This is a genomic window from Nonomuraea rhizosphaerae (genome assembly GCF_019396405.1).
Taxonomy (GTDB): domain Bacteria; phylum Actinomycetota; class Actinomycetes; order Streptosporangiales; family Streptosporangiaceae; genus Nonomuraea; species Nonomuraea rhizosphaerae.
Window position 1 is genome coordinate 1 of the sequence record NZ_JAHKRL010000187.1, and the last position, 12,070, is coordinate 12,070.

Sequence of the window (12,070 nt, forward strand, 5' to 3'; positions counted from 1 at the left end):
CCAGGTGGTGCGGGGCCGCTCGCGTTCCCGCCGACGTCCCGTCTCGTGTGCCCGGGACGAAGGACGCTCCCCGGCGACCGGCGACCGGCGACCGGCGACCGGCGACCGGCGACCGGCGACCGGCGACCGGCGACCGGCCGGGTTGGGCAGGGCAGGGCGAGTCGGGAGCGGCCGGATCGGGTGCTTTGCGTGACGGATCGCGGAAGGGGATCTGCCGCGTTCGCGCCTACGCTCGCGGCATGATCGAGTCCTTCCGCATCGCCGTCCCTCAGCGCGACCTTGACGACCTTCGCGACCGGCTGCGGCGTACGCGCTGGCCGCGGGCCCTGCCCGGTGGCGGGTGGAGCCGGGGCGTCCCGGTCGGGCACCTGCGCGACCTCGCCGCCCGCTGGGCCGACGGCTTCGACTGGCGGGCACAGGAGGCCAGGCTGAACGCGTTCGCCCAGTTCACCACCGACATCGACGGCCAGCGCGTCCACTTCCTGCACGTCCGCTCACCTGAGCCGGACGCCCTGCCGCTGATCATGACGCACAGCTGGCCCAGCACCGTGGCCGAGTTCCTGCACGTCATCGGCCCCCTCACCGACCCCGGCGCGCACGGTCTCGACCCGGCGACCGCCTTCCACGTGGTGGCGCCGTCGCTGCCTGGCTTCGGGTTCTCGCCGTTCCCCGTGCCCAGTGACGGGCCGACCGGCGAGCGGTCGTGGAGCATCGTGCGGGTCGCCCGCACGTGGGCCGAGCTGATGCGGCGTCTCGGGTACGAGCGGTACGGCGCCCACGGCAACGACGCCGGAGCCCTGGTGACGCCGCAACTGGCGGTCCTGGACGCCGCCCACGTCGCGGGCTCGCACATCACGGCGGGGCTGGGCGTCCCCACGGGTGACCCGGCGGAGCTGGAGGGCGCCACGCGGGAGGAGCTGGCCTGGCTGTCGGACCTGAACGCGCGGTGGGCCGGCGGCAGCGGCTACGGCCCGTACCTCGCCGCCAGGCCCCAGACGCTGAGCTACGGGTTCGCCGACTCGCCGGTGGCGCAGCTGGCGTACCTGGTGGAGAGGTTCAAGGAGTTCGACGGCTGGCCGGAGGAGCCCGGGGGCAAGGCGGACGAGCCCATCGAAAGGGACCTCCTCCTGACGAACGCCTCCCTGTACTGGCTGACCGGCACCGGCGGCTCGTCGTCGTGGCCGTACTACGAGGGCGCGGCGGGCATGCCGATCGACCAGACCGCCGTGCCGACCGGCGTCTCGCACGGCGGCGCCCCGCTGATGCGGCGCATCGCCGAGCGCCGCAACACGATCGTCCACTGGGCGGGGGAGGAGGCCGGCAGCCACATGGTCGCCATGAGCGCTCCCGGGTCGCTGGTGCGCAGCCTCCGGACGTTCTTCGGGATGCTGAGGTGACGCTTACAGCTGATGCCGTGAGGTGACGCCGGAGCGGTGCTGCGGCGAGGCTGGAGTAGGGTGCTCGCGTGGACATCGGGCGGGCGTCGGCGGGCGACGCGGGCGAGATTCTCACCCTGCAGCGGGCGGCGTACGTGAGCGAGGCGCAGCTGTACGGCGACCCGTTCATCCCGCCGCTGGTGGAGTCGCTGGAGCAGGTCCGCAAGGCGGTCGAGGCGCACCTCGTCCTCAAGGCCGTGGCGGGCGCCCGGATCGTCGGCGCGGTGCGCGGTCAGCTCGCGGGCGCCACCTGCCTGGTCGGCCGCCTGGTCGTCGCCCCCGACCACCAGGGGCGCGGGCTGGGCAGGGCGCTGATGGAGGCGCTGCACGCGGAGGCGGCGGAGGCTGAGGCGTTCGACCTGTTCACGGGGCATCTGTCCGAGGGCAATTTGCGGCTGTACCGGCGGCTGGGGTACCGGGAGACGCGCCGGGAGCGGATGGACGACCACCTCACGCTGGTCCACATGCGCCGCCACCCGCAGCCCGGCACCTGACAACCGCACCCGGATCGCGGCCCGCCCCGGGGCGTCGGCGGGGGGTGTTCGCGGATAGGCTTTCGGCGTGTTCAAAATCGGCCTGACCGGCGGGATCGGATCCGGCAAGAGCGAGGTCTCCAAGCGCCTGGCCACCAAGGGCGCCGTGGTGATCGACGCCGACAAGCTCGCCCGCGAGGTCGTGGCCCCGGGCACCCCCGGCCTGGCGCGGGTGGTGGCCGCGTTCGGCGACGGGGTGCTGCGTCCCGACGGCTCGCTCAACAGGGAGAAGCTGGGCGGGATCGTGTTCGCCGACCCCGACAGGCTGGCGACGCTCAACGCGATCGTGCACCCGCTGGTGGGGGAGCGGGTGGCGGAGCTGCAGGGCGGGGCCGCCGACGACGCGATCACCGTGTACGACGTGCCGCTGCTGGCGGAGAACAAGCTGGCCCCCATGTACGACGTGGTCGTGGTCGTGGACGCCTCCGACGAGGTCCGCATCCGGCGCCTGGCCGAGCACCGCGGCATGCCGGAGAAGGACGCCAGGTCCCGCATCGCCGCGCAGGCGAGCCGGGAGGACCGGCTGGCGGTGGCCGACATCGTGATCGGCAACGAGGGCCCGCTGGAGGAGCTGGACGCCCGGGTCGGCGAGGTCTGGGCCGAGCTCACGAAACGCGCCGCCCGCGGCTGAGCGGAGCGGGACCGCCCCTGGCTTCCCCACGCTTACAGGAACGTTGAAGGATCATTGACGGCCCGAGTCATGTCCATGACGATCTGAACGGTCCCGCTTCAGATTCGGAAAGGACGCCCCCCGATGCCACGCCTTCTGGCCGCCCTCCTCCTCGCTCTGAGCGTGGTGTTCGCCGCTCCCGCCCCCGGTCTCGCGGCGACCTCGACGTTCCGCAACCCGGTCAACGCCAGCGCCGACCCCAGCCTGATGTACTTCAACGGCAACTACTACGTGGCCACCACGCGCGGCGACCGGATCGGCATCTGGCGCTCGCCCAGCCTGGCCACCCTGCTGTCCGCCCCCGAGCAGGTCGTCTGGCGCGACAGCGACACCAGCCGCAACACGCAGATGTGGGCGCCCGCGTTCCGGCACGTCGGCTCGCGCTGGTACGTGTACTACACCGCCTCGGACGGGGTGGACGCCAACCACCGCATGTACGTCCTGGAGTCGGCGGGCGACGACCCGATGGGCCCGTACGCGTTCAAGGCCAGGATCGCCGACTTCGGCGAGTACGCCATCGACGGCGAGCCGATCACCCACAACGGCCAGTCGTACTTCGTCTGGACGGGCCCGGGGCGCGGCCAGGGCGGCCCCGCGCAGCTCTACATCGCCCGTATGAGCAACGCGTGGACCACCACCGGCGCCCGGGTGGCGATCCCGGCGAACGGCGGCTGCACCGAGGTGCGGGAGGGGCCGACGCCGCTGTACCGCAACGGCAGGACGTTCCTCACCTACTCGACGTGCGACACCGGCAAGCCGGACTACCAGCTGTGGATGAAGAGCATCGCCAACGGCGCCGACCCGATGGTGGCGGCCAACTGGACGCAGCACGCGGGGCCGGTGTTCTCCCGCAACGACGCCACCGGCGTGTGGGGCCCGGGACACCACTCGTTCTTCCGCTCGCCCGACGGCACCGAGGACTGGATCGCCTACCACGGCAAGAACACCAGCACCTACACCTACGCCTTCCGCACCACCCGCGTGCAGCGGTTCACCTGGAACGCCGACGGCACCCCGAACTTCGGCCGCCCGCTGGCCGCCGGCGCCACGCAGCAGCTGCCGTCCGGCGACCCGGGCGCGGAGACGTCGGTGATCAACGACTTCGATCCCCAGGTCACGTACGCGGGCGCCTGGCAGTCCGGCTCCGGCTGCGGCGTCCAGTGCTTCTGGGGCAACGACCACTGGAGCGGCCAGGCCGGCGCGACCGCCACGATCAGCTTCACCGGCTCGCGGGTCGCCCTGCTGAGCGTGCGCGACCGCGGCAACGGCATCGCGGCGATCTCCGTCGACGGCGGCCCGGAGCAGCGCGTCGACTACTACAGCGACATCCGGGTGGGCGAGGAGCTGAACTACCTGAGCCCGGTCCTGGCGCGCGGCCCGCACACGCTGCGCGTGCGCGTCACCGGTGAGAAGAACCCTGCCTCGGGCAGCCCGATCATCAGCATGGACCGGATCGAGGTGTACTAACCGAGCAGGTGGCGGGTCTGCTCGTAGAGGCGGCGGGCGCGCTCCGGGTCGAGCGTCGGCAGCGACGGATCGACCGGGGTGCGCCGGTCGTAGGCGAGCAGGCCCTTGCCCGGCGGGTCGTCCATCAGCTCGATGATCGGCTGGATGCTCCTGTCCACCGGCTGGGCCATGACCTTGGCGAGCAGCTTGACGATCACCTTGGCGGGCCCGCGCAGGCTGTCGGTGCCGCTGTCGGTGAAGCCGGGGTGGTGCAGCAGGTAGCGGGTGCGCGCGTCAGGATGGGTGAGCGCGTACGCGACGCCCAGGAGGTCGGTGGCGCGACCGCCCTGGAGCATGGCCTTGACGCTGCCGTAGCCGCGCTCCAGCGACAGGTCGTCCCAGTGGATGGCGCCCTTGGTGACGCCGACGCCGCAGATGTTCACGATCATCGGGCTCTCGCCGCGTTCCAGCAGGTCCGTCAGGCCGTCGCCGAGCAGGAGGCGGCTGACGTAGTAGAGGGCGAAGGTGGCCTCGAAGCCCTCCGGGGTCACCACCCGCCGGGGGAAGTGGCGCATCGCGGTGAGGACCAGCCCGTCGAGGGCGTCGTGCCGCGCCCTGACCTCCTCGACGATCCGCCTGCCGGCGGCGGCGGAGGTCAGGTCGGCCTGGAGGAACGTGATCCGGTCCGCGGCTCCCGAGCGGGCGGCCTCGTCCAGCATCCGCCGCCCCTTGGCCGGGTCGCTGCCCACGATCGTCACCCGGTCGCCCCTGCCAAGGAAGTGCAGCGCCAGCCCGCGGCCCATTCCGGTGGTGCCGCCCGCCACTACGTAAGATCGCATGTTCCGCCCTCTAAGTCATCGAACGCTGACTCGGGAGAACGTAACACGTCCAGGGCCTACAATGTCAACGGTCGATGACTACAGAGGGGAGCCCGCGTGCCGAAGAGAGACCGGGAGGCCACCCGGGCGCGCCTGCTGGAGGCCGCCAGGCTGCGTTTCTCCCGCGAGGGCTACGACGCCACCAGCGTGCGCGACCTCGCCAAGGACACCGGCGTGGACGCCGCCCTGATCTTCCGCTACTTCGGCTCGAAGAAGGCGCTGTTCGAGGAGGCGACCGCCGACATCCCCGGCGACCTGCTGGAGGGCCCGCAGGAGGAGCTGGTCGCCCGCATGGTCCGCTCGGTGATCTTCGCCGACTGGACAGGGTACGGCGGCGACCACCCGCTGGTGGCCATGCTGCGCTCCTCGGCCCACGAGGACGCCAGGCAGCGCATCCGCGACGAGGTGTGCGCCACGTACGTGCGGGCGCTGGCCGACCTGGCCGAGGGCGAGGACGCCGAGCTGCGGGCCGAGCTGCTCAGCGCCTGGCTGGTCGGCCTCGGCATCCTGCGCTCGGTCGTCGGCACCCCCGCGCTGGCCGGGGCGACGGCCGGCGACCTGGCGCCGCACGTGCGGGCCGTGGCCTCCGGCCTGCTCGGCCGCCCGATGTCCGGCACCTCCCGGGAGCCCGGGCAGTGAGCGGGGGTGTGTCTCACAGCGGCGAGTCGAGCGGCACCTGCCGCACCCCCGGCAGGTGCGGGTCCAGCTCGCCCAGCTCGAACCGCGACATCCCGATCACGTGCCAGAACTGCCCGGACACCTCGCCCTGCAGCTTGTAGCGGCCGTCGGGGGCCAGCGCCGCCCACCCCTCCGGCAGCCCCAGCAGCGTGGCCCGGCGCGCGCCGTCCTCCCAGAGGATCACCACCCCGTCGTCGCCGGCGCTGGCCAGCAGGTCGGAGGCCGGGCTGAAGGCCACCGACCAGACCCGCCGCGCGTGCCCGGCCAGCGAGTGCAGCAGCCGCCCGGAGGCCGCGTCCCACACCCGTACGACGAGGTCGTCGCCGCCCGTCGCCAGCCGCGAGCCCGAGGCGTCGAAGGCCACGCTCCACAGCCGCCCCTCGGCCTGGTCGAGGGTGTGCACCAGGCGCGGCTGCCACGGCTGGCCGGGCCGCAGCTCCCACACCAGGGCCCGCCCGTCGTTGCCGGCGCTGGCCAGGTGCCGTCCCGAGGGGGAGAAGGCGACCGAGAACACCCGGTCGGTGTGCCCCTCCAGCGTCGCGACCCGGCCGCCGGACTCGACGTGCCACAGGCGCACCAGGTGGTCGTCGCAGCCCGTCGCCACGAACCGCCCGTCGGGGCTGAAGGCGATCGAGCGGACCCGGCCGCGGTGGTCGGCCAGGTTGCTGACCAGGCGGCTGGTCGGCCGGTACCAGACGCGGACGCTGTCGTCGTCGTTGGCCGTGGCCAGGAGCGTGCCGTCGGGGCTGAACGCCTCGGCCCAGACGTGGTCGGTCTCGGCGTTCAGCTCGCGCTCGTAGTCGCCGGTGACGGCGTTCCAGAAGTGGACGCCGCCGTCGTTGCTGGAGGTGGCCAGGACCGGCCCGGCGGGCGAGAACAGGGCCGAGATGAGCCGGTCGGAGGTGCCGGTGACCTCGCGCAGGCGGCGGCCCGTGCGCGGCTCCCACACGCGTACGACGCCGTCGTTGCCGCTGGTGGCCAGCATCGAGCCGTCGGCGCTGAACCTGACCGAGGAGATCCGCCTGCCGTGGCCGCGCAGCACCCGCTGGCAGCGGCCGGAGGCCGGGTCCCACAGGCGTACGGTGCCGTCGTTGCTGGAGGTGGCCAGCTGCTCGCCGTCGGGACGGAAGCAGAACGGCCACACCGAGCTGCGGTGCCCGGTCAGCTCGACCCGCCGGGCGTCGCCGGTGTCCTGGAGCCGCACGACGCCGTTGGAGTCGCCGCTGGCCAGCGTCCGGCCGTCGGGGGAGAACAGCACCTGGTAGACGGCCGCGGCGTGGGTGGTGTGCACGCCGTGCGCCTGACCGGCCCGGTCCCACAGCCGGACGATGCCCGCCGTGTCGCCGCTGGCCAGCAGCGAGCCGTCGGGGGAGAAGGCCAGGCAGTAGATGCTGCCCGGGTGCCCGGTCAGCTCGTGGCGCAGCGTCCAGGAGGCGGCGTCCCACAGGCGGACCGTCCCGGCCTCGTCGCCGGTCGCCAGCAGCGTGCCGTCGGGGCTGTGCAGCGCGCGGTAGACCGCGCCGCGGTGCCCGCCGAGCGTGTGCGTCACCTGCCCCGAGGTCAGGTCCCAGACGCGGACGGCCCCCGCGGAGTCGCCGCTGACCAGGACCCCCTCCCCGAACGAGACGGGGTACAGGGGCGCCTGGTGGCCGGCCAGCGAGTGGACCGGCTCACCGGTCGCGGTGTCCCAGACGCGGATCACGCCGTCGCCGCCGCCGGCCGCCAGCAGCTCGCCCGACGGGCTCAGCCGCACCGGCCAGACGCCGTCGGCGTGGCCGGTCAGCTCGCGCAGCAGCTCGCCGGTGAGGGAGTCCCACAGCAGCACCCGGCCGTCGCTCGCGCCCGTGGCCAGCAGGTCACCGGCGAAGGAGACCGCGTACACGCGCCCACGATGCCCCTGGAGCGTCCGTACGGGCGCCCCGGCGGTGCACAGCAGCACCCCGCCGTCCTCGCTGCCGACGGCCAGCGTGGAGCCGTCAGGGCTGTAGGCCATCGGCTCCGGCAGCCGGCTCGTCTGGAAGTGGTAGCCGTACGGCACCCCGATCGCGGCCGGCGCGAGCTGGATCTCGACCGGCCGGCCCGGCACCACGGCGGCCCCCGGCAGGTGCGGCAGCGTGCCGGTCACGTTGATCAGCGTGGCCCGGTGCCAGCGGGCGCCCTCGGCGCTCACGTCGCTCAGGTCGGTCCGGGCCAGCCGCGCCCCCGACAGGTCGGCCCCGCTCAGGTCGGCGCCCGCCAGCTTGGCGCCGTCGAGCCGGGCCCCGGCCAGGACGGCGTCGCGCAGGACCGCCCTGGACAGGTTCGTGCCGGCGAGCGTGGCCTCGGTCAGGTCGGCGCCGGTCAGGTCCACCTCCTGGAGGTCCCTGGCCGACAGGTCCTCGCCCTTGAGGTTGGCGCCGCGCAGGTCGGCGCGGGCGGGCGTGCGCAGGCGGGCGGAGATCTTGACGGCGTTGGCCCTGGCCACGTCGTCGGCGGGCGGATCGGCCGCCCAGGCGCGCAGCGCGGGCACGTCGGCCAGGTCGCACAGGAACTCGACGGTCAGCGCCGACAGCGGCCGGCGCGACAGCACGTCCATGTTCGCCGCGATGTGGCGGGCGATCAGCCACTCCATCACCGACGAGTGGATGAACCCGAACATCCCCTCCTCGGTGCGCACCAGCAGGCTGCCCGAGCCCATCGCGTGGGCGGCGTGCTCGGCGGTCAGCTGCCCCCCGGCCAGGTCGGTCAGCTTCTCGGCGAACTCGGTCAGCTCGTCCACGCCCAGCAGCGACTCGCCGGAGTCCCACAGGCGCAGCGCCAGCTCGGTCACGCCCCGCCACAGCTCCTCGGCGGTCAGGGGGGTCGGCGATCCCGGCATCCTGGCCCGGCGCTCCTCGAAGGCCAGCCAGGAGCCGAGGATCTCCTCGTACAGCAGGGCCGGGCTGATCGTGTGACGGGCCCCGGCGACCGTGCGCAGCCGGTCGGCGTCCAGGTCGGCGATGAAGCTCAGCATGCGCGGGTTCTGGGCCAGGCCGAGCAGGTCCTTGATGCCCTCCATCAGCGACATGCGGGCCGCCGCCTCGTCGCCGTCGTCGAAGCGGTTGGCCAGGTAGGAGCGGATCTGGTCGTGGGTGAAGTCCTCGACGCCGATCACCCGCCGCTGCGGCAGCACGCCGACCATCTCACCCAGCGAGGTCAGCACTTGGCTGTGCGACTTGAAGTGCTGGGTGCGGCTGGCCACCACGATCTTGGCCTTGTCCTCGGCCGCGGACAGCAGCGTCGCCAGGTGGTCGGCGGCGCGGTCGTAGGTCAGCCGGGTGACCAGCTCGTCGAACCCGTCGAACAGCAGCACGATCCGCCCCTGCCGCAGCAGGTAGCGGAACGCCTTGAGGTCGATGAACTCCTCGCCGTGGCTCGCCAGATGGGCGGCCACCAGGGCGTCCACCGAGTGCGCCTTGTCCAGGGCGCGCAGCTCGATCAGGATCGGCGTCAGGTGCGGCAGCTCGGCCGGGATGCGCCTGGCCAGCTCGCGCAGCGCGAACGTCTTGCCGTGGCCGAAGTCGCCGAGCACCAGCAGGAAGCGCCCGTGGTCGGCCGACAGCAGCCGCATCAGCTCGTCGGTCAGCCCGTTCTTGACCTGCTGGCCGGGCCGGTCCAGCTCGCGGTAGCGCTGGGGGACGTACAGGCCGGGCGGGTAGCGGCGGTCGTGGGTGAGCCGGACGGTCTGCTCGGCGACGTAGCCGGACAGGTCCAGCAGGCCCTGGAACTCGGTGAAGCTGCGCAGCCGCACGCCCCTGCGCATCAGCTCGTCGCGCAGCGCCCTGGCCGGGGGCGGCCCCTGGTAGACCAGCTCGGCGGCCAGGTCGGCCGCGTGCGCCTGGCGGGCGAAGGCCTCGGCGCCGGCGGCGTCCAGCTCGCCGACGTGCGCGCCGATCATCGTCTGCCGGACGAACCCGTCCTCGGGGTGGGTGACGACCAGGTGCGTGGCCGAGCGGCGGATCCTGGCCCGCTCGTGCCTGGCCTCGCACACCTCGGTGATGCGGTCGAGCAGCAGGTCGACCGGGCTCGGCTCGGGCCCGACCAGCGCGGGCTCGGGCACGGACGCGGGCGGCGCCCCGGCGCCCGGCCCCGCGAAGGTGGTCCGCGCCGAACGCCACTCGCCCGCGACGCGCTCGGGCCGCTCGCCCTCCGGCAGCCAGACGCGCATCCCGCCGGCGCTGATCTCGACGACCTGGTGGTGCCCCGAGCGCGGCGCGGCGACGGCCCCCTCCGCGGCCTCGCCCGCTCCCTGGAAGAGCAGGTTGAGCCGCCGCGCGAGCAGCCGCTCGTAGGCGGGCGCGTCACGCAGCGCCGCCGGCGGGTGGCCGGCCGCGCCGAGCCGCAGCCAGCCGCTCTCCTCGTACGGCCGCAGCCGCTCGGCGAACCAGGCGGCCTGCGCCTCGCCCAGCATCGGGTACGCGTCGCGCTCCAGGTGGCTCATGGCCATCGTGGAGTTCAGGCCCGCCACGGCCACCTTCAGGTCGGGCACCTCGAACAGCGTCCACGGCTGGCCGCCGTCGAACACCCGGTCGTCCAGCCCCTGGTACACCTCCCCGAACAGCCCGGCGAAGTGCCGCCACTTGGGCCAGTAGGGCGGCTGCGGCGCGACGTCGTCGGCCTCGCAGGTCATGAAGTACGCGCTGGCCGCCGCCTTGGTCACGTCGCGCGGGCCGGGCACGATCACCAGCCGGTGCGGCTCCAGCCCGATCAGCAGCCGCAGGTCCGTCAGGAACCGGGTCGCCTGCCCGAACTGCCCCAGGCTGCCCGACTCGGTCAGGTCACCGGAGACCACCATGAGGTCGGGACGCGGCATGCCCCGGTCGTACATGGAGGTCAGGTCCGCCCAGATGCGCGCCTGCATGTCCTCGGGCGTGAACGGCTCGCCGGGGTCGGGCAGCGCCCGGCCGAACCTCGGGCCGCCGACGTGCAGCACCGACAGCGACTCGCGTCCCAGGTCGGCGACGGCCGACGGCGGGAAGTTGGGCGCTGACACCGGCGTGCGCCTGGCCCGCTGCCGCTCGCCGGGCGGCGGCAGCGTCGGCGCAGGCAGCGGCGCGCTCGCCCCCGCCGAGCCCGGTCCCGTCGGGAACGTCGGCGGGGCCTCCGGCTTGGCGCGGCCCGCCATCGCCTCCCGGACGCGGCCCAGCAGCATCGCCCTGGCCTGCCCCTGGTCGGTGACGCCGAGCAGGTCCACCCAGGTGATCGTGGACAGCAGCCCTTCGAGGTGGACGTCCTCCAGCCTGATCGTCACCAGCTTGTTCGACGGGTTGTCGGGGTCGGCGCGCATCGCGGCCTGCCACTCCATGCGGCCGTAGCGCGAGGTCAGGTAGTTGCGCGACAGGACGGCGACGACGAGCTGCGCCTCGCTGACGCCGCGGTCCATGAAGTCGATGAAGTTGGTGCCGGGAACGAAGTCCCAGGCCTGGATCATGGTCCTGTAACCCGCCGCCTCGAGTTCCCAGGCGATCCAGGTCGCCCAGGCCGTGTCGGCGGGGGAGTAGCTCACGAAGATGTCGGTGGGCCTGCCGTCACGCGCCATCTGACCAGTATCCCCCGGCGGGCCGCCGCTGTGGATCACCGTCAAGGTGGGACAAATGACTGGTTCTGGGAACGGTATGCGATCATCGTCGGGTGTGGCGGCGTCTCAGTGTTCTCGACCGGATCAGGATCGGGCTGCTCCTGCTCGGCGTGATCTTCGTGGCGACCGGGCTGCTGCCGCTGTCCGAGGCCGCGCGCAGCCTCGACGAGATCGGGCCGCTGCTGGTCTTCCTCGTGGGCATCATCGTGCTGGCGGAGCTGACCAAGGAGGCGCAGGTCTTCGACGCCATCGCGGCGCGGATGGCGGTGTTCGGGCGCGGTAACTACGTCGCCCTGTTCTTCCTGTGCACGGCTTTCGCCTCATTTGTCACGATATTTCTGAATCTCGATACGACTGCGGTGTTGCTCACCCCGGTCATGCTGGCCCTGGCCCCCAAGGCGCGCATCGCCGCCCTGCCCCTGGCCATGACCACGATCTGGCTGGCCAACACCGCCAGCCTCCTGCTGCCGGTCTCCAACCTGACGAACCTGCTCGGCATGGACAAGATCCAGCTCGACGCCCAGCAGTTCGCCGCCCGCATGTGGGTCCCGCAGATCGTGGCCATTTTGGTGACCATGGCGTTCCTGTGGGTCTACTACTGGCGCAGGGGCCGCCGCCTCGACCTGCGCTACACGCCGCCGGCGCTGGAGCCGATCGCCGACCGCGTGCTGTTCGCCGCCGCCGCGGCCGGCTGCCTGCTGTTCATCGTGGCGCTGCTGCTGAAGTTCCCGGTCGGCGTCGCCGCCCCGGCCGCCGCGCTGATCGTGGTGGCGGCGTTCTTCGCGCGCGATCGCGCGCGGCTGGCGCTGAGCCTGATCCCCTGGCCGGTGCTC

General features: G+C 73.2%; 8 protein-coding genes. 6 read left to right on the plus strand and 2 right to left on the minus strand.

The genetic code is table 11. The annotated features are described in order from the left end of the window. Window positions 1–239: 239 nt before the first annotated feature. From KME77_RS09200 to KME77_RS09215, 4 genes are all read left to right on the plus strand, one after another. Window positions 240–1,397 carry an epoxide hydrolase family protein gene (locus tag KME77_RS09200; RefSeq protein ID WP_219463946.1) on the plus strand — a complete coding sequence of 386 codons (1,158 nt, stop codon included), beginning with the start codon at window positions 240–242 and terminating at the stop codon, window positions 1,395–1,397. Window positions 1,398–1,465: 68 nt separating this feature from the next. Then, window positions 1,466–1,930, plus strand: a complete 465-nt coding sequence (locus KME77_RS09205; RefSeq protein ID WP_219463948.1) for a GNAT family N-acetyltransferase — start codon at window positions 1,466–1,468, stop codon at window positions 1,928–1,930. Between the two features lie 67 nt (window positions 1,931–1,997). Continuing rightward, window positions 1,998–2,600, plus strand: coding sequence for a dephospho-CoA kinase (coaE, locus tag KME77_RS09210; RefSeq protein WP_219463949.1), 603 nt, complete (start codon window positions 1,998–2,000; stop codon window positions 2,598–2,600). Window positions 2,601–2,723: 123 nt separating this feature from the next. Further along, window positions 2,724–4,106, plus strand: coding sequence for a glycoside hydrolase family 43 protein (locus KME77_RS09215; RefSeq protein WP_219463950.1), 1,383 nt, complete (start codon window positions 2,724–2,726; stop codon window positions 4,104–4,106). Here the strand turns inward: KME77_RS09215 and KME77_RS09220 are convergent. Next, window positions 4,103–4,924 (minus strand): SDR family NAD(P)-dependent oxidoreductase, encoded by an 822-nt coding sequence (locus KME77_RS09220; RefSeq protein WP_219463951.1) that lies wholly within the window; start codon window positions 4,922–4,924, stop codon window positions 4,103–4,105. The genes KME77_RS09215 and KME77_RS09220 overlap by 4 nt on opposite strands. Before the next feature lie 96 nt (window positions 4,925–5,020). Between KME77_RS09220 and KME77_RS09225 the strand changes: the two genes are divergently transcribed. Next, on the plus strand, window positions 5,021–5,602 hold the full coding sequence (locus tag KME77_RS09225) for a TetR/AcrR family transcriptional regulator (RefSeq protein WP_219463952.1): 582 nt from the start codon (window positions 5,021–5,023) through the stop codon (window positions 5,600–5,602). Window positions 5,603–5,615: 13 nt separating this feature from the next. On the opposite strand, the gene KME77_RS09230 is transcribed toward KME77_RS09225, so the two are convergent. After that, entirely contained in the window at window positions 5,616–11,198 is a 5,583-nt protein-coding gene (locus KME77_RS09230; protein WP_219463953.1) for a WD40 domain-containing protein, read from the minus strand. Window positions 11,199–11,290: 92 nt separating this feature from the next. On the opposite strand from KME77_RS09230, the gene KME77_RS09235 reads away from it, so the two are divergent. Then, window positions 11,291–12,070 (plus strand): ArsB/NhaD family transporter (locus KME77_RS09235; RefSeq protein WP_219463954.1); only part of this gene is annotated, 780 nt, incomplete at its 3' end.